At 72.5% G+C, this 21440-nt stretch carries 20 protein-coding genes and 1 riboswitch; of the genes, 8 read left to right on the plus strand and 12 right to left on the minus strand.

From position 1 onward, the window contains the following. Positions 1-316: 316 nt before the first annotated feature. The gene (locus CLT68_RS16195) at positions 317-1195 is read right to left on the minus strand and encodes an alpha/beta fold hydrolase (RefSeq protein ID WP_099851888.1); all 879 of its coding nucleotides are present in this window, start codon (positions 1193-1195) and stop codon (positions 317-319) included. A 137-nt stretch (positions 1196-1332) separates the two neighbouring features. Here CLT68_RS16195 and CLT68_RS16200 point away from each other — a divergent pair, with 137 nt between their 5' ends. After that, entirely contained in the window at positions 1333-4731 is a 3399-nt protein-coding gene (locus CLT68_RS16200) for a BTAD domain-containing putative transcriptional regulator (protein WP_099851889.1), read from the plus strand. Positions 4732-4880: 149 nt separating this feature from the next. Next, positions 4881-6455, plus strand: a complete 1575-nt coding sequence (locus CLT68_RS16205; protein ID WP_088947180.1) for a Na+/H+ antiporter — start codon at positions 4881-4883, stop codon at positions 6453-6455. 27 nt (positions 6456-6482) lie between these two features. On the opposite strand, the gene CLT68_RS16210 is transcribed toward CLT68_RS16205, so the two are convergent. Genes CLT68_RS16210 through CLT68_RS16220 form a run of 3 tightly spaced genes read right to left on the minus strand, consistent with a single transcriptional unit; the run spans position 6483 to position 8947 of the window. Further along, on the minus strand, positions 6483-7226 hold the full coding sequence (locus CLT68_RS16210; protein ID WP_099851891.1) for an amino acid ABC transporter ATP-binding protein: 744 nt from the start codon (positions 7224-7226) through the stop codon (positions 6483-6485). Continuing rightward, positions 7223-8002 carry an amino acid ABC transporter permease gene (locus tag CLT68_RS16215; protein ID WP_099851892.1) on the minus strand — a complete coding sequence of 260 codons (780 nt, stop codon included), beginning with the start codon at positions 8000-8002 and terminating at the stop codon, positions 7223-7225. The genes CLT68_RS16210 and CLT68_RS16215 overlap by 4 nt, the downstream gene beginning before the upstream one ends. A 39-nt stretch (positions 8003-8041) precedes the next feature. Then, complete coding sequence (locus CLT68_RS16220; RefSeq protein ID WP_099851894.1) at positions 8042-8947, minus strand: ABC transporter substrate-binding protein; 906 nt, start codon at positions 8945-8947, stop codon at positions 8042-8044. Positions 8948-9221: 274 nt separating this feature from the next. Beyond that, positions 9222-9333: riboswitch (SAM riboswitch) on the minus strand. Positions 9334-9626: 293 nt separating this feature from the next. On the opposite strand from CLT68_RS16220, the gene corA reads away from it, so the two are divergent. Then, positions 9627-10757, plus strand: a complete 1131-nt coding sequence (corA, locus tag CLT68_RS16225) for a magnesium/cobalt transporter CorA (RefSeq protein WP_099851895.1) — start codon at positions 9627-9629, stop codon at positions 10755-10757. A gap of 15 nt (positions 10758-10772) precedes the next feature. On the opposite strand, the gene CLT68_RS32600 is transcribed toward corA, so the two are convergent. Next, the gene (locus CLT68_RS32600; protein WP_143743196.1) at positions 10773-10964 is read right to left on the minus strand and encodes a hypothetical protein; all 192 of its coding nucleotides are present in this window, start codon (positions 10962-10964) and stop codon (positions 10773-10775) included. A 226-nt stretch (positions 10965-11190) separates the two neighbouring features. Then, positions 11191-11706, minus strand: coding sequence for a 2'-5' RNA ligase family protein (locus tag CLT68_RS16230; RefSeq protein WP_099851897.1), 516 nt, complete (start codon positions 11704-11706; stop codon positions 11191-11193). Positions 11707-11784: 78 nt separating this feature from the next. On the opposite strand from CLT68_RS16230, the gene CLT68_RS16235 reads away from it, so the two are divergent. Further along, positions 11785-12294 (plus strand): mycothiol transferase, encoded by a 510-nt coding sequence (locus CLT68_RS16235; RefSeq protein WP_099851899.1) that lies wholly within the window; start codon positions 11785-11787, stop codon positions 12292-12294. A gap of 16 nt (positions 12295-12310) precedes the next feature. Here CLT68_RS16235 and CLT68_RS16240 read toward each other — a convergent pair whose 3' ends face one another. Continuing rightward, complete coding sequence (locus tag CLT68_RS16240; RefSeq protein ID WP_099851900.1) at positions 12311-13357, minus strand: NAD(P)-dependent alcohol dehydrogenase; 1047 nt, start codon at positions 13355-13357, stop codon at positions 12311-12313. Between the two features lie 172 nt (positions 13358-13529). Here CLT68_RS16240 and CLT68_RS16245 point away from each other — a divergent pair, with 172 nt between their 5' ends. Together CLT68_RS16245 and CLT68_RS16250 are read left to right on the plus strand one after the other, a co-directional pair. Continuing rightward, positions 13530-13949: an SCP2 sterol-binding domain-containing protein gene (locus tag CLT68_RS16245; RefSeq protein ID WP_099857236.1), complete on the plus strand. Its 420-nt coding sequence runs from the start codon at positions 13530-13532 to the stop codon at positions 13947-13949. Further along, a complete protein-coding gene (locus CLT68_RS16250; RefSeq protein WP_099851902.1) occupies positions 13946-16006 on the plus strand; it encodes a glycogen debranching N-terminal domain-containing protein in 2061 nt (686 codons plus the stop codon). The genes CLT68_RS16245 and CLT68_RS16250 overlap by 4 nt, the downstream gene beginning before the upstream one ends. A 34-nt stretch (positions 16007-16040) precedes the next feature. Here the strand turns inward: CLT68_RS16250 and CLT68_RS16255 are convergent, their stop codons facing one another. Further along, complete coding sequence (locus CLT68_RS16255) at positions 16041-16544, minus strand: DinB family protein (protein WP_099851903.1); 504 nt, start codon at positions 16542-16544, stop codon at positions 16041-16043. Positions 16545-16696: 152 nt separating this feature from the next. Between CLT68_RS16255 and CLT68_RS16260 the strand changes: the two genes are divergently transcribed. Further along, positions 16697-17617, plus strand: coding sequence for a DUF72 domain-containing protein (locus CLT68_RS16260; RefSeq protein WP_099851905.1), 921 nt, complete (start codon positions 16697-16699; stop codon positions 17615-17617). A gap of 24 nt (positions 17618-17641) precedes the next feature. Here the strand turns inward: CLT68_RS16260 and CLT68_RS16265 are convergent, their stop codons facing one another. Next, the gene (locus CLT68_RS16265; RefSeq protein ID WP_486482197.1) at positions 17642-18082 is read right to left on the minus strand and encodes a hypothetical protein; all 441 of its coding nucleotides are present in this window, start codon (positions 18080-18082) and stop codon (positions 17642-17644) included. 89 nt (positions 18083-18171) lie between these two features. Then, entirely contained in the window at positions 18172-18801 is a 630-nt protein-coding gene (locus tag CLT68_RS16270) for a hypothetical protein (protein ID WP_088947191.1), read from the minus strand. A gap of 196 nt (positions 18802-18997) precedes the next feature. Here CLT68_RS16270 and CLT68_RS32845 point away from each other — a divergent pair, with 196 nt between their 5' ends. Next, complete coding sequence (locus CLT68_RS32845; RefSeq protein ID WP_157743920.1) at positions 18998-19168, plus strand: hypothetical protein; 171 nt, start codon at positions 18998-19000, stop codon at positions 19166-19168. Positions 19169-19210: 42 nt separating this feature from the next. On the opposite strand, the gene CLT68_RS16275 is transcribed toward CLT68_RS32845, so the two are convergent. Further along, a complete protein-coding gene (locus CLT68_RS16275; protein WP_099851908.1) occupies positions 19211-20074 on the minus strand; it encodes an alpha/beta hydrolase family protein in 864 nt (287 codons plus the stop codon). Between the two features lie 99 nt (positions 20075-20173). Next, positions 20174-21430, minus strand: a complete 1257-nt coding sequence (locus CLT68_RS16280; RefSeq protein ID WP_099851910.1) for a hypothetical protein — start codon at positions 21428-21430, stop codon at positions 20174-20176. Between the last annotated feature and the right edge of the window lie 10 nt (positions 21431-21440).

Genomic DNA, 21440 nt, shown 5'->3' on the forward strand with positions numbered 1-21440 from the left:
TTCGGTGGGTCGCGACTGTGGAGCGGCGGTCCGTGCGGCGTGGCCCGTTGGTGCGCTGCCTGTGGACGGTCGTTGAGCGAGAAAGCTGCGACTCGCCGTCGTTGGCTGCCGATATCTGCCTGTGTAGCACCGATGCCCGGTTGTCGTCCACCAGGTGCGACGTCGTGTTACCGCAGCTCAGACCCCATTTCATGCCGGATCCGAGCGCGTGGGGTCGCCCGGAGCGCGGCGACCCGACCGCACCATCACCTCGGTGACGAAGAGTGTCGGATATCTTGCCGAGGGTAACAATGGTGCGATCGGGTCGCCGATCGGGTCAGCGGGCGAGCAGGGCCCGCAGTGCCCGGACCACCTCGGCGGGTGCCTCCTCCGCCATGAAGTGCCCGCAGGTGACCGTCCGATGCTCCAGATCCGGAGCCCAGGCGCGCCACACCGCGGCCGCGTCGTAGCCCAGCGCGGCACCCCAGTCCTGCTGGAGCACGGTCACCGGCACCCGCAGCTGGTTGCCGGCCTCCCGGTCGGCGGTGTCGTGGGCGACGTCGATCCCGGCCGACGCCCGGTAGTCGGCGACGATCGAGGTGACCGCCTCCCGGGACGCGCGCAGGTACTCCGCCCGGACGTCCGCCGGCATCGCCTCCGGATCACGGGTCCAGACGTCCAGGAAATGGCCGAAGAAGGCGTCCGGGCTGCCGCCGATCAGCGCTTCCGGCAGACCGGGCGGCTGTGCCATCAGGTACAGGTGGAACGCGACGGCGGCGGAGGTGCCGTGCAGCACCTCCCACGTGTCGAGGGTGGGCACCACGTCGAGCAGCGCGAGATGGCTGATCACCTCCGGGTGGTCGAGACCAGCGCGGAACGCGACCAGGGCACCACGGTCGTGGCCGGCCAACGCGAACCGTTGGTGGCCGAGCGCGGCAGCCAGCGCCACGACGTCGGCGGCGAGGGTGCGCTTGGCGTACCCGTCGCCCTCGGGGTCGAGGGGCTTGTCGCTGTCGCCGTAGCCCCGCAGGTCGGGGCAGATGACCGTGTGGTCGGCGGCCAGGTCGGCCGCGACGTGCCGCCACATGAGGTGGGTCTGCGGAAAGCCGTGCAGCAGCACGATCGCCGGCCCGGAGCCGCCCACGGCGACGTTGAGCGTCACACCGTCGGCGACTGTCACGCGGCGGTAGTCGAATCCGTTGATCCTGGGGTCCACGGGAAACCTTCCTGGTGAGCGGTGCCGGCAGGGGCGGTAGCCCTCGCCGTCGTACCTGGTCGAGCCTGCGCGGTGGTGATCAGCAGGCGATCAGTGCCGAGTCAGTGCGGTCCGCCCGGCGCGCCTAGATTGATGCCATGACCAGGCAACCGGCGGCACCGGACGCGGTGACCTTCGGCGTCCTCGGGCCGGTGACCGCCGTGACCGCGCGTGGCCCGGCCCCGCTGCGCGGGCACCGGCAGCGCCTGGTGCTGGCGCGGCTGCTGATCGCCCACGGGCGGGTGGTGCCGGTGGAACGTCTCGTCGACGACCTGTGGGAGGTCGCAACCGACGGCGCGGTGGGCGCCATCCGCACCTTCGTCGCCGACCTGCGCCGGGCCCTGGAGCCCGACCGACCACCCCGGCAGCCACCCCGGATCCTGATCACCGAGCCACCCGGGTACGTGCTGCGGGCCGCCCCGGCCGCGGTGGACGCCGGGCAGTTCGAGGCGGCCGTCGGCGAGGCGGGCCGGTTGCTGGCGGCGGGACGTCCCGCGCCGGCCCTCGCGACGCTCGACTCAGCAATGCGGCTCTGGCGCGGGCCCGCGTACGCGGACTGCGCCAACGAGCCCTGGGCGGTCGCCGAGATCAACCGGCTGGACGAGTTGCGGATGCTGGCCGTCGAGCGGCGCGCGGAGGTGCTGCTGGCCTTGGGTCGGCCCGACGAGGCCGCCGCCGACCTGCCGGCCCACCTGGCCAGCTATCGGCTGCGCGAGGATGCCTGGCGGTTGCTCGCGGTGGCCCGCTACCGCGCCGGGCGACAGGGCGACGCGCTGGCCGCGCTGCGCGAGGCGCGACACGCCCTGGTGACCGAGCTGGGCGTGGACCCCGGGCCCGAGCTGCGCCGGTTGGAAGCCGACATCCTGGCCCAGGCGCCGCACCTCATCCCGGCCCTCGACGACGACGCCACCCCCAGCCCCGTGCGACCCGTCGAACCGGGTCCGGCGCGGCAGCGCCCGTTCGTCGGTCGGGACACCGAACTGGATCGCCTGCGGCAGGCCGCCGAGGCCGCGTCCCGCCGCCGTGAACCCACCCTCGCGCTGCTCAGCGGCGACCCAGGGGCCGGCAAGACCGCGATGGCCGAGACCCTCACCGAGCGGCTCGCAGCCGAGGGCTGGACCACGGCATGGGGACACAGCCCGGAGTACGAGGGCGCGCCGCCGGCCTGGCCGTGGACCCAGATCACCGACGCGCTCGCCGGACCGGCCGATGGCCTTGTTGCCGACGATGGCTCGGGTGACCCCGCCGGGACGCGCTTTCGCCGACACCGTGCGGTGGCGTCACTGGTCTCGGCGGTCGCCGACCGCGGGCCGGTGCTGCTGGTCCTCGACGACCTGCACCGCGCCGACGGCGACACCCTGGACCTGCTGACCGCCCTGCTCACCGGCCCGCAGCCGGCCACCGGGCCGGTCTTGATCCTCGGCACCTACCGGGCCACCGAGATCAGCCCCGAGCTGACCGCCGCCCTGGCCCGCGCCGCCGGGCTGGAGCCGATCCGGGAATATCTCGCCGGCCTGCCCGTGTCGGCGACCGACGAGTTGGCCCGAGCCGTCGTCGGTGCGGCACTGGCCCCGGCCACCGCCCGGTTGATCCACGATCGCAGCGGCGGCAACCCGTTCTTCGTCCGGGAACTGGCCCAGTTGTACGCGAGCGAGGGGGAGGCCGCGCTGGCCGCGGTGCCGCCCGGGGTGCGCGACGTGATCCGGCACCGGTTGGCGCAGCTACCCACGCCGACGCGTACGGTGCTGCGGCAGGCAGCCGTGCTCGGCCGGGACCTCGACCCGGAGGTGCTCGGTGCGCTGGCCGGTGACCCCACCGCCGTGCTGGACGCCGTCGACCGCGCCCTACAAGCCGGTTTCCTCACCGAGCGGGAGCCCGACGGGCGGCTGCGCTTCACCCACATCCTGGTCCGCGACACGCTCTACGCCGACCTGTCCACGCCGCGCCGCGCCGCCTGGCACGCGGCCGTCGCGGAGGTGCTGCGACAACGGGAGCCCGTCGAGCCCGCCGCGCTCGCGCACCACCTGCTCCGCGCCGGCGGACCGGTCGCCGCCGGTCGCGCTGCGGCGTACGCCCGCACAGCCGCCGAGCAGGCCGAACGGGGCGGTAACCCGCACGAGGCCGCCCGCCTGTGGGGGCAGACGATCGAGGCGTACGACCGCGCTGGTGCGGGCGAGCAGCGCGAGCGGTTGACGGCGTTGCTCGGTCTGGGACGCGCGCTGGCCGTGACGGGCCGCCTGGCCGAGGCGCGGCGACGGCGTGCCGAGGCGATCACCGCCGCCGAGTCCGTCGACGATCCGCTGCTGATCGAGGAGGTGCTGGCCGGCTTCGACGTGCCCGCCATCTGGACGCGCAACGACGACGACCTGCTCTCCGGGCACATCGTCCGCGCTGCCGAGCACGCCCTGACCGCTCTCGGCCCGACCGGTTCGGCTCGGCGCAGCCGGCTGCTGAGCACCCTCGCGCTGGAGCTGCGCGGCACCGCCACCGACCGGGGCCGCCGTGCGGCGCACGAGGCCGAGACGATCGCCCGGACCGTCGGTGACCCGGGGCTGCTGGCCTTCGCGCTCAACGCCCGCTTCATGCACTCCTTCGACCGCGTCGGCCTGGCCGCAGACCGGGCCCGGATCGGCGCCGAACTGGTCGACCTGGCGGCCCGGCACCGGCTGGTGACCTTCGAGGTGCTCGGTCACCTCGTCCTGGTCCAGGCACACTGCGCGCTGGCCGACCGGCCCGCTGCCGATGCGCACGCCCGCGCCGCCGACCGCCTCGCCGAACGGTACGAACTGCCGCTGGTCGGCGTCTTCACCAGCTGGTACGCGGCATTGCGCCTGGCTCTGGACGGCGACCCGGCCGCGGCGGCGGACGCGTACCGGTTGGCTGCCGACCGGCTGAGCGCCGACGGCATGCCGGGCCTGACCCGCGGGTTGCTCCCGCTCGCCCTGCTCGGCCTGCGGCTCGCCGAGGCCGTCGGCGGTGACCGGCCGCACGCCGGTCCGGACCAGCCGATCCCCGGACCCGACGATGCGGGCTGGGCGGACAGGCCCGGCGGCGCGGGCTGGGCAGATGGGCCGGGCGGCGCGGGCTGGGCAGATGGGCCCGGCGGTGCCGGGTGGGCGGATCTGGACTGGGGGCCGCACGAGCCGTGGGTCCGGCCGTTGCTGCTGCTCGGCGACGGTGACCGGGACGCTGCCGAGGCGGCCCTGCGGACTCTTCCGGACGGGCCGCACGATCTGCTGCGGGAGGCGCGGCTCTGCCTCGTCGGCCGGGCGGCGCACGCCCTCGGAGACCGGGTCACGATGGAACGGGTCTACGTCGAGCTGCTCCCGGCGGCGGATGAACTGGCCGCCGGCAGTGGGGTGCTCACCGTCGGCCCGGTGGCCGGGCACCTCGCCGCCCTGGCCGACGCGCTGGGCCGCGACGAGGAAGCGGCCGCGCACCGCCGCGCCGCCCGCGCGGTCACCGCCCGGGCCCGCGCAGTCACGCCGGCGCCCTGACCGCCCGGGCCCGCGCAGTCACCCCCGCGCCCTGACCGCCGCCCGCTGCCGGCGGCGACTTGCCGATTCGCGTCGGAACCCCGCGGCGGGTGCGGTCAGATGGAACCACCGGCGCGTCCACCGTCGGCCGTCGATCAAGGGGGTACGCCGTGGAGGTGCTCGTCCTGATCGTGGTGCTGGGCGCGACCGTCCTGATCGGCACCACCCTCGGCGGTCGGTACCGGGTCGCCCCGCCGGTCCTGCTCATCGCGTTCGGGGTGCTGCTCGGCCTGACGCCGCCGCTGTCCGAGGTGACCCTGGAACCCGACCTGGTGCTGCTGATCTTCCTGCCGGCGATCCTGTACCGGGAGAGCCTCACCATCAGCCTGCGCGAGATCCGGGCCAACCTGCCGGTGATCGGGCTGCTGGCCGTGGTCCTGGTGGTGCTCACCATGGTCACGGTGTCGTTGACCGCGCAGGCGTTCGGGGTGAACCCCGCCGCCGCCTGGGTGCTGGGCGCGGTCCTCGCCCCGACCGACGCGGCGGCGGTCACCGGTCTCGCCAAACGGCTGCCCCGGAAGCTTCTCACCACCCTGCACGCGGAGAGCCTGATCAATGACGGCACCGCACTGGTGGTCTTCGCCGTGGCCGTGGGCCTGCTCAGCCAGAGCGCGGAGCCGGGCGTGCTGGGCATCGGCGAGGAGTTCGTCGGTGCCAGCGTCGGTGGGGTGGTCGCCGGTCTGCTGGTGGGGGCCGCCGTGGTGCTGATCCGCAAACGGCTCGACGATCCGCTGCGCGAGGGCGCACTCAGCGTGCTGACACCGTTCGGCGCATTCCTGCTCGCCGACTCGGTGCACGCCAGCGGTGTGCTGGCGGTGGTGGTCGCCGGCCTGGTGCTGGCCTATGCCGGCCCCCGGGTGATCCGCGCCCGGTCCCGGGTGCTGGCGTACGCGTTCTGGGACCTGTCCACGTTCCTGATCAACGGCGGTCTGTTCGTCCTGCTCGGCACGCAGATTCCTCGCGCGGTCCGGGGCATCACCAGCACCTCGGCCCAGCGGGCTCTGCTGATCGTGGTGATGGTCACCCTGGCCGTCGTCGGCACCCGCCTGGCATTCGTCTACCTGACCGCACAGGTCGCGAAGTTGCGGCGCCGCCGGATCCTCGACCCGAGCCAGGGGCCGTCGAGCTGGCGGGTGGGAACAGTTGCCGGCTGGGCCGGTTTCCGGGGCGCCGTGTCGCTCGCCGCGGCCCTGGCCGTCCCGACGATGACGGCCTCCGGTCGGCCGGTGGTCGAACGAGACCTGATCATCTTCGTCACCGCGCTGGTGATCGTGCTGATCATGCTCATTCAGGGCACCACCCTGCCGCTGGTGGTGCGCTGGGCCCGGCTGACCGGCGACCCGGAACGCGTCGACGAGACCCGCAACGCCCGGCGGCGGGCCACGGAGGTGGGCCTGGCCGCTCTTCCCCGGGTCGCCGCCGAGATTGGCGCCCAGCAGGAGGCGGTGCAGAGGTTGGAAGCCGAGTACCAGCGGCATCTGGCGGACCTCAACGAGAGTGGCGGGAGCACGGCCGAGGAGCGCCGGCTGGAACGCAGGCTGCGCCTCGGGGTCCTCGCTCACAAGCGTCGGGAGGTCACCCGACTGCGGGACAACCGGGAGATCGACGATCTCGTGCTTCAGGAGCTCCAGGCCGCGCTGGACAACGAGGAGATCCGGCTGCTGGGCCGCGGACCCAACGAGTGACGACCTGCGCCCCTGCTCCCGGTCGGCTCAGAGCACCTGGGCGAGGAACCGGCGCAGCCGAGGATGCTCGGCCCGCTCGAAGACCTGCCCGGGCGGACCGGCCTCCAGCACCACGCCCCGGTCCATGAAGGCCACGGTGTCGGCCACCTGCCGGGCGAAGCCCATCTCGTGGGTGACCACCACCATGGTCATGCCAGCGGCGGACAGGTCGGCCATCACCGCGAGGACGCCCTTGACCAGCTCCGGGTCGAGCGCGGAGGTGGCCTCGTCGAAGAGCATCACCTCGGGTCGAAGTGCCAGCGCCCGGGCGATCGCGACCCGCTGCTGCTGACCGCCGGAGAGCTGAGCTGGTCGGGAGTTGGCCTTGCCGGCCAACCCCACCAGCTCCAACTGGGCCCGTGCCACGGACTCCGCCTCGTCCTCGCCGAGCTTGCGGAGCCGGCGCAGCGCGAGGGTGACGTTGCGCAGCACGCTCATGTGCGGGAAGAGGTTGAACTGCTGGAACACCATGCCGACCCGCTGCCGCAGCACGTCCGGGTCGTCGCCCAGCACGCTGCGTCCGTCCAGCAGCACGTCGCCACGGTCCGGCTCGATCAGCCGGTTGATGGTGCGCAGCAGTGTGGACTTGCCCGACCCGGACGGGCCGATCACGCAGGCCGTGGCTCCGCGCGGCACCGTGAGGTCGACGCCGCGCAGCACCCGGTTCGGCCCGAAGGCGAGGTGCACGTCGCGGACGTCGAGGCTGACCGAGGTGGTCGTGTCGGTGATCATCGCCGGTCTCCTTCGGTCGGGACGTACGCCGGGGTGGTGTCTTCGTCGTCCTCGTCGGTCGGCGCGGCGGCCGGCCGACCGTTGCGCAGCCGTCGGTCGATCCAGTTGACGACGTGCGTCAGCGGGACGGTCAGCGCCAGGTAGAACACCCCTGCCAGCAGCAGCGCCGACTCGTTGCCGGTGGTGGCCGCGTAGTCCTGCCCGATCCGGAACAGCTCCCGCTGGCTGGCCACCAGCCCGAGGAAGTAGACCAGACTGGAGTCCTTGATCAGCGCGATGAGCTGGTTGACCCAGGCCGGCAGCACCCGCCGGATGCCCTGCGGGATGATCACCAGCCGCATCGAGTCGGACCAGGAGAAGCCGAGAGCACGGGCACCCTCCAACTGGGCGGCCTCCACCGACTGGATGCCGGAGCGGAAGATCTCCCCGATGTACGCGGCGGCGATGAGCGACAGCGCCAGGATCCCCAGCGGGTAGGGGTCCGGTCCCCAGACCTGCATGCCCAGCGGGGCCAGCCCGACGCCGATCAGCAGGATCGTGGCCGCGGCCGGCAGGCCACGGAACACGTCGGTGTAGACCCGCGCCGGCCAGCGCAGCCACCGGCTGCGGGAGATTCCGGCGACGGCCAGCAGCAGGCCCAGCACCGAGCCGAGCAGGGCGGCGGAGACCGCCAGGATCAGCGTGTTGGGCAGCCCGACGGTCAGCATCTCGGGCAGCGCCTCGCCCATCGCGTCCCAGTCGAAGAAGGTTTCCCACAGGGTGCTCAACGGATCCATCGGTTGCCTCTCCTACCGCCCTGCTCGCTCGTCACCGGTTCAGGACGCGGTCGACGTGGACGCCGACGGCGCAACGGACGTGGACGCCGACGGCGCAACGGACGCGGACGGTGCCGCCACGGTGCCGCTGCCCGGCGTGAAGTCCGCCGGGATCGGCCGGCCCGGGTAGTACTGCGCCTGCAACCGGCTCCACGTGCCGTCCGCGATGACCTCGTCGAGGCCCTTGTTCAGCGCCTCGCGCAGCTTGTCGCTGCCCTTGGCGACGGCGTACGCGGTCGGCGTCGGGCTGAGCTGCTTGGCCGCCACGGTGATCTTGCCGTTGCTGTCGGCGGCCGACTTCTCGCCGATCTCGGCCGGGGCGATCCACGCGTCGGCGGTGCCGGCCTTGAGCTGGTTGATCGCTCCGTTGTAGTCCGGCACCCGCACCGGGTCGAGCTGCTTTCCGCTGGCGTAGTCGTCCTGGACGGTGCCCTGCACCACCACGACCCGCTTGCCGGCGAGCTGGTCGAAGCCGGTGATCGGGGAGCCGGCCGGGACGTCCAGGCCGAAGTAGCCGAAGTCGTAGCCGTTGCCGAAGTCGACTGTCTTCTTCCGCGCCTCGGTGATGGTGATCGAGGAGCTGCCGACGTCGAACTTGCGGTTGTTGACCTGGGAGAGCAACGCGGAGAAGTCGGTGCCGACGAACTCCACGGTGAGGCCGAGCTTGCCGGCCACAGCGGTCAACAGGTCGTTGTCGAAGCCGGTGAACTTCCCGTCCTTGAGGAAGACGTTCGGCGGGGCGTCGGTCAGGGTGCCGGCCCGCAGCACGCCCGGCTGGGCCAGGCCGTACGGGTTGGCGGTGGCGTCGGACGAACTGTCGTCGCCGCAGGCGGTGAGCGCGGTGGCGGCCAGGATGGTGGCCGCGCCGAGGGCGGCGGCACGGGTCAGGGCAGGAAGAAGTCGCACGGGTGTCTCCGAGAGGTCGTGTCTCGGCACGCACGGGTGTGCGTCGCCGACGGTGCGCCCGATGGGCGTACCGGTGAGGGAGAGGGTTCGGGAGAAGTGCTGCGCTAGTGCGTCATGCCGCGACAGGCGGCGCTGCACATTCGCATCATGTCCACGTGCCGTCGCCGGGTCAGTGCCGGCGAGGGCCAACCGGCGCGGAGTTCTGCGACGTCGGTCGGTGGGGCGGTGCTGAGGATGCGCATGGTTCTCCCGGGTCTGTGCTGACCTGGGTGCCAGGCCACGCTTGCACCGACGTCGTGCCGGTGCCTGGTCTTCACCCGGGGCACCCCACCGCGGAGGAGGGTTGCCGGCCAGCGAGCCGGGGCTTCGCGCTGGCGCTCATGACCTGGGCCGAGGCTAGCAGCAGGCACCGGTGGGTCGTCCAGTCGTTATGAGCACGCTCACCGTGCGCGACGAGGTGCCCGGCACCGCAGGTCAGCCGGCGTGGACGTGTGGCCGGCGGCGTGGGTCGGGCTCCTCGTCACCGTGAGTATCCGCCCGCCGTACGGCGGGCGCCCGCCGGTGCGCGGAACCCAGCCGGCGCCGCGGCGGGTTTCGGGCCCGGGGCAGGGGGGAAGCAGCGCCCCCGGGTCGGCGGGCGTGCGCCGTGCCGGGCGTCGCCGGGGGGAGGGGACTGGGCATGGTCGGTGGCCGTCGCTTCCGCCCGGGTGGTGGCTTCGGTCGCCAACTCGACGAGTACGAGACCAGGGTGGGCGTGCCGCCGTCCACGGAGTCGGCCACTCCGCCCCCCAGCGGTCTGGTGGACAGCGCGGTCTACATCCGAGGGCACCGGATCGCCTCGCCGTCCGGCCTCGCCGAGACGTACCGCTGTCTGCAGGAGCAGGACGGCGCGATGGCCTGGATCGGGTTGTACCGGCCCGACATCGAGCAGATCACGTCGCTGGCCCGGGAGTTCCGGTTGCACGACCTGGCGGTCGAGGACGCGATCAACGCCCACCAGCGACCCAAGCTGGAACGGTACGGGGAGACCCTGTTCGTGGTGCTGCGTGCCGCCCGCTACGAAGACCTCCGCGAGGAGGTCGAGTTCTCCGAACTGCACCTGTTCATCGGGCCGGGCTTCGTGGTCACCGTCCGGCACGGCGAGGCACCGGATCTGGCCGCGGTGCGGCGGCGGCTGGAGACCGAGGCGCACATGCTCGCCCGGGGTCCGGAGTCGGTGCTGTACGCGATCCTCGACCAGGTCGTCGACGGGTACGCGCCGGTGGTGGCCGGGCTGGAGAACGACATCGACGAGATCGAGACCGAAGTGTTCGGTGGCGACCCGAACGCGAGCCGGCGCATCTACGGGCTCAGCCGCGAGGTCATCCAGTTCCAGCGGGCCGCCCGCCCCCTGCTCACGGTGCTCGACGCGCTGGCCGACGGCGCTGGCAGCGGCAGCAGGGACGAGGAGCTGCGCCGCTACCTGCGCGACGTCACCGACCACCTGACCCAGGTCGTGGAGCGGGTGGACGGGTTCCGGCACCTGTTGCAGAACATCCTCACCGTCAACGCCACGCTCGTCTCGCAGCAGCAGAACGAGGAGATGCGCAGCCTCACCGCGGCCAGCTACGCGCAGAACGAGGAGCTGAAGAAGGTCTCGTCCTGGGCGGCGATCCTGTTCGCTCCCACGCTCATCGGCACCGTGTACGGGATGAACTTCGTCCACATGCCGGAGTTGAACTGGCGCTTCGGCTACCTGTTCGCGTTGTTGCTGATGCTGCTGGTCTGCGGCACCCTCTACCTGATCTTCAAGCGGCGCGGCTGGCTGTGAGCCGCGCGGCCGGGATCACTCGATGCCGCGCAGGATGTGCCGTTCGTCGTCGACGTCGTCGTCGCCGGCACTGATCCGGCCGAGCAGCACGGCCGCGGCCCAGATCGTCAGTGGCGTGGCCGCCCCGGTCATTCCGCCCCCGGTCCGGTCGTCCCGGGTCTGGCTCCGCTCCGCGCGCGGTGGCCTGCGCTGAGCCTGCATAGGCACTGCCTCTCCTCGTCGAAGCCGCCTCGGCGACACGGGGTGCGCCCGTGCCACCGGCCGGGCCACCCGCGCTCGGGCAGGTCACCACCGGTACGGCATCCACGTCGAACCATCCCACGTCGGGCCGCGTCACCACCGCTTGTTTTCAATTTCCCGACTGTCGCCCGCCAAACCGGACATTTTGTGGTTGCCTCCCGCGCCCGTCAGGGGGCAGACCCCTGGACAGTGCTCAGGGCAGTGGATGGGCGATGCCGCGCGCGTGGTCGGTGAGCGCCGCGCCGACCACGGTCGCGGCCAGCGGCAACACCTCCAGACAGCGCCGCACCGCGGCGGCCATCAGCGCGTTCGGCACCCGCATGGAGAGCGTGCAGTGCGGCACCCAGCGACCCGGCTGGTAGTGCTCGGCCAGCGGGATGCCGGCGGCGGCGAGCCGGTCCGACACCAGGCGTTGGTGGGCCAGCAGCTCCGGGGTGGGCGCCGGGCCGAGCCAGAGCACCCGACCGACGAACTGGCCGGCGTGCTGGAAGTCGAGGCGCAGCGGGGCCGCGACCACCGTCCCTTGCAGCGCCTCGGCGACCTGCTCCGGGTCGAAGCGGGGCGCCACCGCGAGAGAGACGTGCGGTCGGTGGCGCCGCTCCAGCAGCGAACGCATGCTCTGGACGCCCTCGGCCTCCAGCGCATCCCACAGCACCCGGATGCGGCGGCTGGCGTCCGGGTCCAGATACAACTCCAACGCCGCGACCATTCGATCACCGTAGCGGCCGAGGTTTGAGCGCCCGTCTCCGGCGGTACCTGGTGCGAAACCGACCAGGAGGCGTGCCCGGTGGACGTGAGTGACCTGCTGACCGAGACATACGACCGGCTGCCCGACCTCGTCCGCGCGGCGGTCGACGGGCTCAGCCCGGAGCAACTGCGCCACGAGCCCGGGCCGGGCACCAACTCGATCGGTTGGCTGGTCTGGCACCTCACCCGGGTGCAGGACCATCACGTCGCCGACCTGCTTGACGCCGAGCAGATCTGGGTGAGCGGCGACTGGGCGGGCCGGTTCGGCCTCACCGCCGACCCCGACAACACCGGCTACGGGCACTCGCCCGCGCAGGTCGCCGCAGTGCGACCGGAGAGCGCACAGGCGCTGATCGACTACTACGAGGCGGTCGCGTCGCGTACCGGATCGTTCGTGGCCGGCCTGCGCCCGGCGGACCTGGACCGGGTGGTCGACGAGGCGTGGGACCCGCCGGTCACCCTCGGCGTCCGACTGGTCAGCGTCGCCGAGGACGACCTGCAACACGTGGGCCAGGCCGCCTACGTACGCGGCCTGATCAAGGCCGGCTGACCGGGGTCCGCCGGGCTCAGGGCACGATCACCGCGCGGCCGTCCAGTGTGCCGTCGCGCATCTGCCGGTACGCGTCGAGGGCGTCGTCCAGGGCGAAGGTGGTGGTCCTCGGCCGGATGAGGCCACGGGCACCCAGATCGAGCACCTCGACCAGCTCCGGGCGACTGCCCCAGTAGGTGGTCGCGATGCTCACCTCGTACGGCACGGAGAAGAACGACACCGCCACGGTGCCCCCTCCGATGCCCACGATGGTCAGGTCACCCACCGTGCGGGCCGCCGCCACACCGAGCGCCATGGTGGCGTCCGCACCGACGAAGTCCAGCACCACGTCGGCACCCCGACCGCCGGTTGCCTCGCGGATCTCCTCGGCGGCGGTCGGACCCGACATCACGGTGTGGTCGGCGCCGCACTCCTCGGCCAGCCGCAGCGCCTCGGCGCGGGTGTCCACCGCGATGACCCGCGCGGCTGTGGTGGCCTTGAGGATCTGCACGCCCACATGCCCCAGCCCGCCGACCCCGATGACCACTGCCGTGCTGCCCGGCGGCAGCTTCGACCAGGACCGCCGGACGGCGTGGTACGGGGTGAGGCCCGCGTCGGTCAGCGGCGCGGCGTCCACCGGATCCAGCCCCTCGGGAAGGGGTACGACGTGCCGGGCGTCCGGGACCAGCTCGAACTCGGCCATGCCGCCGTCCAGTCCGAGCCCGCCACCCCCGCTCGGCACCGGTGCACCGGCAGGGTTCTCGCAGTACGGGTCGACGCCGACCCGGCAGCGGGCGCAGGTGCCACAGCCCCACGGGCCGAAGACGGCTACTGGTTGCCCGACGGACAGCCCGGTCACGCCGTCACCGAGGGCGTGCACCCAGCCAGCGTTCTCGTGGCCGAGGGTGAACGGTGGGTTCCAGGGCATGGCGCCCGGCTCGAAGTCGTCCATCAGGTGCAGGTCGGAATGGCAGGCGCCGGCGCCGCCGATCCGGACCACCACCTGACCCGGCCCGGGCGTCGGGTCGGGGACCTCGACCAACTCCGGTTCCGACTTCCACTCCCGCAACCGCAGCGCGCGCATCCGATGCTCCGTCCGTCCTGACTCTCGGCTGGACCCGTGGCTGCCCGCTCTGCCGCCGCGCAAACGGGCCGACGCGGCCGCACGCCCGGTGGCCAGCCCTCACCCGATGCGGGTGAACCGGCGTCACCCCGGCGCCGGTGATCCTGCGGAGAACCGTGGGGAGGGGAACCTGATGCGTACGACGGCGGAGCAGTACCTGCGACAACTGGATTCCGGCCGGCGCCCCGACCTGCCCGAAACCACAGCGGGCACACTGCGGCTGGACGTACGCGCCGACGGCTGCACCGACCACTGGTATCTGACCATCTCCGACCAGCACGTCAACGTGGCCCGCTCGGCCGACGACGCCGAACTGGTGGTCCGCGCCGACCGGTCGGTCGTCGACCAGATGGTCAACGGTGAGCTGCATCCGGGCGCGGCTCTGCTGCGCAACGAGCTGACCGTGCAGGGCAACATCCAACTGTTGATGCTGCTGCGGCGGATCTTCCCGGGGCCGACCGGCGCCCGCCATCCGCGGGAGCTCGGCCGGGCCGCGTTGGCGCGCCGGGCACCGGAGCGGGACGCGGTGGCCACCCGGGAGGCCGGGCGGTGAGGCAGGAACTGCTCCACGTGATCGCCGGCAGCGTGTTCGCCAACAGCGACGCTCAGGGCGACATGGAGGTCGACCCGCAGCAGCCGGTCGGTCTCTTCGCGTTCGACACCCGCTTCCTGTCCCACTGGGTGCTCAGGATCGACGGCGAGCGGATCAACGCGCTCTCCCGCGACGACATGACGTACTTCGAGACCCGGTTCTTCCTGGTGCCCGGCGCGGCGAGTCACTACGTCGACGCCGACGTCTCGATCATCCGGCACCGGTCGATCCACGACTGTTTCCACGAGAAGATCACCGTGCTGAACCACTCGGCGCAGCCCGCCGAGTTCACCGTACGGATGGAGATGGGCAGCGACTTCTCCGACATCGCCGAGCTCGGGCTCCGGCAGCGGACCGTCGAGGCCACCGCCGACTCGGCGAACAACCAGCTCGTGCTGCGCTATCAGCGGGACCGGTTCGTCCGCCAGACCACAGTGCGAAGCACCCTTCCCGTCGAGGTGGACGAGGGGGGAATGACGTTCCGGATCCGGATCGACGCCGAGGGGCAGTGGGAGACGGACCTGCACGTCGCCATGACCATGGGCGGCGAGGACGGCCAGGACATGCGCGCCCACCTCAAGTCGCACCAGTGGGCCGTGCGGACCGGGATGCGCGAGGACCTGGCGGACTGGATGGACCGGGCGCCGCAGCTGGTGGCCGAGCGCCGCGGGCTGGAGGAGATGTACCGGGGCAGCCTGGCCGACCTGGCGGCGCTGCGGTACAGGCCGTTGTCGTACGACGATCGGGTGCCCGTCGCGGGTCTGCCGTGGACGATGTGGCTGTGCGGACGGCACAGCATCATCACCAGCCTGCAGACGATGGCGTTCACCCCCGAACTGGCCCCCGCGACGCTGCGCATGCTGGCGCTCATGCAGGGCGGTCAGCTCGACGACGACATCGACGAGGAGCCGGGCAAGATCCTGGCCCATCTGCGCTACGGCGAGTCCGGAGCGTTCGGCGACCGGGCGAACGCGCTGTACTACGGCTCGGCGGACACCACCCCGCTCTTCGTCGTCCTGCTCGACGAGTACGAGCGCTGGTCCGGTGACGCGGACCTGGTCCGCGAGCTGCGCCACCCGGCCCGGATGGCGTTGGACTGGATCGACGAGTACGGCGATCTGACCGGGGACGGCTACGTGCGCTACCAGCGTCGCAACGAGCGGTACGGTGCGATCAACCAGGTCTGGAAGGACTCCCCGCAGTCGATCACCGACGCGAACGGCCGGCAACCCGCCTTTCCCCGCGCCACCTGCGAGGTGCAGGGCTACGTCTACGACGCCAAGATGCGCGGCGCCCGGCTGGCCCGGGAGTTCTGGGGCGACCCCGCGTACGCCGACCGTCTGGAGCGGGAAGCCGCGGCGCTGAAGGAGCGCTTCAACCGGGACTTCTGGCTGCCGCACCAGGAGTATTACGCGTTGGCCCTCGACCCGTACGGCGAGCCGGCCGACGCGCTGTCATCCAACATCGGGCATCTGCTGTGGAGCGGGATCGTCCCGAACGACCGCGCCGAGGCAGTCGCCGGGCACCTGGTCGGGTCGCGGTTGTTCGGCGGTTGGGGGGTGCGCACCTTCGCCACCGGGCAGCGGTCGTACAACCCGATGGGCTCCCATCTGGGCGCCGTGTGGCCGGCGGACAACGCCCTGATCGCGGCCGGGCTGCGCCGCTACGGCTTCGACACCCAGGCAGGCACCATCGCGGCCGCCATCTTCGACATGGCGCAGACCCTCGGTGGGGCGGTGCCGGAGATGATCGCCGGCCACGAGCGCCGGCTGACGAAGTATCCCGTCCAGTTGCCGGCGGCCGGGCGCCCGCAGGCGTGGTCGTCGGGTGCGCTGCTGATGCTGCTGAGCACCATGCTGGGGCTGCGACCCACCGGCGACAACCTGCTGGTGAACCCGTCGGTGCCGGCCGGCTTCGGTCGGTTGGACCTGCTGGACATCCCCGGTCGTTGGGGTCACTCCGACGCCTACGCGAGGGACCGGAGCACCGCGCACAGGGCCCGACCGCGGGAGCGCTGAGACCCGCCGCCGTCGACGCTCAACGGCGCCCCGGTCAGCCCATGGTCCTGGCGCCGTCGATCGACTCCCGCAGGATGTCGGCGTGCCCGGCATGCTGGGACGTCTCGGCGATCAGGTGCAGCAGCACCCGACGAACCGTCCAACTCGCACCCGGCTCGAACCACGGCGCCTGCGGCAGCGGGTGCGCCTTGTCCAGGTCGAGGGTGGCGACCAGCTCGTCGGTCTGCGCAGCCACCTCCTGGAACCGCTCGACGAGCCCGGCCAGGGTCTCGCCCGGCTCCATCCGGAACTGACCGACCCAGTCGACGGCCTCGCGCTCCATCGCCTCCGCGCCGCCCACGGCGAAGAGCATCCAGCGGTGCTCGATGCCGGCAACGTGCTTGACGAGGCCACCGAGGCTGAGCGCGCTGACCGTCGGGCAGGCCGCCGCCTGCTCGTCGGTGAGCCCGTCGACGGTCTGCAGAAGGAAAGCGCGATGCCTGCGCAGACTCTGCAACAGGTCGGCCCGCTCACCGGTGAGCTGTTCCGTGCTGGTCATGCCGCCACCCTTCGTCGCTGTGCGCTGGACGCCGAAATCCCATCCGGTGTCACCGTAGGACGACGCACCGACACTTCCCGGGCGCGACACCGGGGCGACGCGCGACCCGCCAGCGGTTGCCGATCCGCGCCAGCGGCCGTCCACTGAATGACATGGGTGTAATCAAGGTGGGCACGTCGTCCTGGGCGGACCAGTCGCTGCTGCGCTCCGGGTGGTACCCGCGCTCGGCCAACACACCGGCCCGTCGACTGGGCTTCTACGCCGGCCGGTTCCCGTTGGTCGAGGTGGACACGTCCTACTACGCCGTCCCGGTGCCCGAGACCACGCAGGGCTGGGTCGACGCCACCCCGGACGACTTCACCTTCGACGTCAAGGCGTTCAGCCTCTTCACCGGCCACCCGACGCCGGTCGCCGCGCTGCCCCGGGACCTGCGCCCGACGGGTGGCCCGAGCCGGATCCGCCGCCGGGATCTGCCGCCGGAGGCGTACGACGAGTTGTGGGCCCGGTTTCGCGCGGCCCTCGATCCGATGGCTGCGGCCGGCAAGCTGGGTGTGGTGCTGTTGCAGTTCCCACCGTGGCTGGCCCGCGGCGTCGCGGCCGAACGCCGGATCGTCGAGCTGGCGCAGCGCTGCCGGCCGTGGCGGGTCGGCGTGGAGCTGCGGCACCGGTCCTGGTTCGACGGTCCGGCCGCGGCGGACACCCTGGACCTGCTGCGCGCGCACGACCTGTCCCTGGTCTGCGTCGACATGCCGCAGGGGCATCCGTCGTCGGTGCCACCGATCCTCACCACGACGGCGGAGCCGGCGATCGTCCGGTTCCACGGCCACAGTGCGGCCTGGCGGGACGGCGACAAGCAGGAGAAGTTCCGGTACGCGTACGCCGAGGAAGAGCTTCGGCACTGGGCCGGTCTGCTGGCCGAGCTGGCCACGGAGGCCGACGACCTGCACGTGCTGTTCAACAACTGCTGCGCCGGGCAGTCCCAACGCGACGCCACCCGGCTGGCGCAACTGCTCGCCGAGACGATGATGGCCGATCAGCCTGTCCCGGCCCGCGCGGCGTCGCCCACCGGTTGACGGTCGGGAGGGCCGGCGTTCGGGTCAGGAGCGCCGGCCCCGGGCACGGAACGCGTCCTGCGTCGACTCGCCGATGTCCGCGTCGTCGGGGAAGGTCCGGCCGCTGGGCGCCGGGTCGGGTGGGGCACCCGGACCGGCCATCGTCGTGCGGGTCGGCTCCACCGAACCGAAGCCGTGCCGTCCCGCCGGGTCGGACGGTCCCGCCGGGGCACCCGCGCGTCGCTCTCCGCGCCGTCCCTCGGGCACGGCGGTCTCCTCGCTGCCCTCGTCCATCGGTGAATCCTCGTCCGTGCCCCAGGGCGCGTCGGCGTCGAAGCCGTCGCTGGTGCCCCACGGCTGCGACGCCTCTGGCTCCTGCCGGTCGTTGTCGCCGCTGCGTGCCTCGTACGCCGCCATGGCCACCCCGCTCGTCGGTCCGCCGCTACCGGCGGACGGTGTGCCGTCCCCGCCCTCCGTCCCCGCCACCTGGCCTGCGCGGCGCGTCGGTGAGCCTGCGTAGGGCCAGCCAGCGCCCCGCCGTTGAGGTGGCGGCGGGACGCCGGCCGGCCCGACGTTCAGCGTCCGGCCATCGCCATCGGCCGCTTGCCGTTGCTCATCCCCGCCATCTTGATCATGGTCTTCGAGGCGCTCTTCATCCCGCCGCCCCGGCCGAGCATCCCCCGGAACACCTGCCCGGGCTTCTGCTGCTCGCCCATGTACGCGGTGACCACCACCAGGGTCCCGGTCAGTGCCGGAATGGCCCACTGGAGCAGCTTCATCTGCCGCTGCGAGGAGGCCACACTGGCCGGAGTCTGGTGGTTCGGTTCGGTGGCGCCGCTCACCGACGGGCCACCCGCCTTCTCCAACCGCATGCCGAGCAACCGGCTGTAACCGGTCACCGCGAGCGCCCCGATCGTCAACGCGGTCTTGATGACGCTCGTCCGGGCGACGCCGGACTGGGCCGCCACCCGTGGGCTCTCCGTCACCAGCTCGCCCACCGCGCCGGCCAGGTGTGCGCCGATCGCCGCCGCGTTGACGGGGGTCCACCTGGACCATCCCGCCGAGGCGACCGGGAGTCGCTGGGTCGAGTCGCTGATTTTCGCCGCTGCGCCGTTGACACCGAAGGCACCCATGAGGGAGCCGCCAAACCAGGCCGCCAGGCCCAGATCGTGCATCGAGCGCAGTGCGGTATGCCGTTCGGACATGTGATCCCCTTCCGCCGTGTCGGGCGCTGCGGCTTACCCGCCGGTCGGGCGGCTAACCCCGCCCCGTGCGGGCCGATCCACCCCGTACCGGGCAGCCAGGGGACGTTCCGGGCGCCGCTGGGCCGTATCGCGCAAGCAGGAGTCGTCCGCGCGGTGGCGGGTAGATCCCGAGCGACGCCGACGAGAGGGGAACGCGATGTCGCAGCCGGACGAGAGCCGGGAGAAGACCCCCAAGACAGACGCTGTGCTCATGCACCCGGACAACGACCCGCACAAGAACACCGCGGAGGTCGCGCCGCGCAAGGATCACGCGGCGATCCAGGTGGAGCGCGACGATGAGTTGGTGCCGCTGGAGCGGGACGAGTGAGTCGGCCGGCCGGGCCGTCGCACGGCGACCGGCCGGTATGACTCAGCGTGGCGGCAGGTCGCCGGCGAACTCGGCGACCCGCCGCGCCAGCGGTGCGCCCGCGCGGACCCAGGTGAAGTGGTCCAGCGGCGCGCCGGCCTGGGCCACTGTGTAGCGCTCCCGGGTCACCGGGGCCGTGGCGAGCTTCCCGCAGAGGTTGTCCACGGTCTCGTGTGGTGTGAACTGGTCGTCGTCCACGCTGACGGCCAGCACCGGTGTCCGCACCGCGCGTACCGCCGCCTCGGTGTCCGTGCCGTTGAGCCGGGGGAACCGGCCGGTGCGCGCGGTGTAAGCCCAGTCGCGGATCACGCCGCGCGCCTGCCGGCCGCCGAACCCCCAACCCGGCCACACGCCGAGCAGCGCCGTGGTGGCGGCGATCCCCTGGGTGTACGGCAGCACGCCAAGGCCGCGCCGACCCGGATAGTTTCGCCAGTACGGGATGCCGACAGCGATCAGCGCCAGCCCGTCCACCTCGTCGCCGCCGTGCAGGGCGAGGTGCAGCAGGGCGGCCTGCCCACCGAGCGAGTGCCCGACCAGCAACCGGGTGCGCCCGTCCAGTCGTGGCTTGAGCGCGGCCAGCACGGCGCCGACGTCGGCGGCCAGCTCCGGGTAGCCGTACCGGTCGGCCCGGCTCGGCGTGGGGGTGCTCGCCCCGGTGCCACGCAGGTCGGCGACGACCACGGCCAGCCCGGCGGCGCGCAGCTCGGCGGCGAAGGGCCGGTAGTAACGGGCGCGGACGCCCATCGCGGGCCAGATCACGGCCACCGGCGCATCGGTCACACCGGTCGGCTCCGGATAGACCTGCACACCCAGCCGACCACCGTCGACCTCGACGAACTCCTGCGCGTACTCCGGGTCCCCGTTCACCGGCCCAGCCTACGGCCTGACGTTACTGACGGGTAGCCGCAGGTGGTCGACACGACGGAGGCCCCGCCGATCGGCGGGGCCTCCGGGATGGCGACGCGGTCAGGAGACGGAGATCGTCCCGTTGCCGGCGCGGACGCAGGCCACCGACCGGGCGCTGGTGGAGGCCGCGCCGCTCAGGCACTGGCCGAGCACCTGGTGCCCGGTCGCGTTCGGGTGCCACGACTCCTGGCAGGTCTGGAAGTAGCTGACGCAGGTGTTGGCGATCCGCTGGATGGCGATCTTGTCCTTGCCGGCGAGGCTGGTGACGAAGGTGCCGGTCGCGCCGTCCTGGAGCCGGATCGGCGTGGCGAGCGAGCCCGTGGGGCTGTTCGTCTGCTCACAGAGCCGGGCGCCGTTGAAGGCCTGCTGCACGTTCAGGTACACCAGGTCGTCGCCGGGGAACTCGGCGGCCAGAGTGTCCCGGGTGGACTTCACGATGGTGCCCAGAGCCTGCGAGAAGCGGTGCCCGGGGGCCAGGCTGGCCCGGTGGATCGGGCAACCGGCCGCGTACCGCTCGGCACCCAGGTCGCGGAACTTGTCGCGGGTGTCGTCCCGGCTGTCCTCCTCGTGGAACTGCGGGTTCAGGTCCAGCGGCAACGGGTTCGTGTAGTCCTGGAACACCACCCGGTGCTGTCCGTCCGCGTCCACCTGGTCGAGGGTGGTCAGCAACTGGCGTACGGCGGCGGTGGTCTCCGCGGTCGCGGCGCTGATCTGCGCTGCGGTGGCCAGGTCGGCGTCGCTGCACGGCTTCTGCTCCACCGGCCCACCCAGGTACGCCCAGAACTCCCACCAACCGGTCCACGCGTCGGCGATGAACCGGTTGGCGCACTTCTCCGCGACGCTGCCGAACGTGAACGAGCTGTTGTTGGAGCCCAGGCCGATCAGCACCAGGTCGATGTCCTGGGTCTGCGCGACGGCGCGGAGCTGGTCGATCTGCGCGGCCACCGTGCGGCCCTTCTCTCGGGCGGCGGAGGCGGTGGCGATGTCGCGTGGCTGGCCGCCGGAGCAGGCCAGGTTGAACCGGTTCTGGATGCCCGGCAGGTTGGCCTTGTTGAGCGAGGCGTTCGCCGACCGGTGGCAGAAGAACGCGTTGTTGTTGGCCGCTGTCCAACCGGGGAAGCCCTGGGCGACCCCGTTGACGTCGACCACCGGGGTGTACGCCCCGGCGCCCTCGCCGCTGATGAAGCTGTCCCCGAGTGCCACCGCGGCGGTGGGCAGCGCGGCGGACGCGGGTGCGGGCAGCGCGACGGCGGTCGACAGCGCGGCCATGGCGATCGTGAGTCCCGCGGCGAGCGCGGTACGGCGGAACCTGGGCATGGGGCCCCCA

It is taken from the genome of Micromonospora sp. CNZ299 (assembly GCF_002754415.1).

Coding starts and splice junctions, on each gene's coding strand:
- CLT68_RS16280 (WP_099851910.1), bottom strand. CDS start 21,430: ATGCCCAGGTTCCGCCGTACCGCGCTCGCCGCGGGACTCACGATCGCC.
- CLT68_RS16230 (WP_099851897.1), bottom strand. CDS start 11,706: ATGGTCGCGGCGTTGGAGTTGTATCTGGACCCGGACGCCAGCCGCCGC.
- CLT68_RS16270 (WP_088947191.1), bottom strand. CDS start 18,801: ATGTCCGAACGGCATACCGCACTGCGCTCGATGCACGATCTGGGCCTG.
- CLT68_RS16215 (WP_099851892.1), bottom strand. CDS start 8,002: ATGGATCCGTTGAGCACCCTGTGGGAAACCTTCTTCGACTGGGACGCG.
- CLT68_RS16260 (WP_099851905.1), top strand. CDS start 16,697: ATGGGTGTAATCAAGGTGGGCACGTCGTCCTGGGCGGACCAGTCGCTG.
- CLT68_RS16255 (WP_099851903.1), bottom strand. CDS start 16,544: ATGACCAGCACGGAACAGCTCACCGGTGAGCGGGCCGACCTGTTGCAG.
- CLT68_RS32845 (WP_157743920.1), top strand. CDS start 18,998: ATGTCGCAGCCGGACGAGAGCCGGGAGAAGACCCCCAAGACAGACGCT.
- CLT68_RS16210 (WP_099851891.1), bottom strand. CDS start 7,226: ATGATCACCGACACGACCACCTCGGTCAGCCTCGACGTCCGCGACGTG.
- CLT68_RS16240 (WP_099851900.1), bottom strand. CDS start 13,357: ATGCGCGCGCTGCGGTTGCGGGAGTGGAAGTCGGAACCGGAGTTGGTC.
- CLT68_RS16245 (WP_099857236.1), top strand. CDS start 13,530: ATGCGTACGACGGCGGAGCAGTACCTGCGACAACTGGATTCCGGCCGG.
- corA (WP_099851895.1), top strand. CDS start 9,627: ATGGTCGGTGGCCGTCGCTTCCGCCCGGGTGGTGGCTTCGGTCGCCAA.
- CLT68_RS16200 (WP_099851889.1), top strand. CDS start 1,333: ATGACCAGGCAACCGGCGGCACCGGACGCGGTGACCTTCGGCGTCCTC.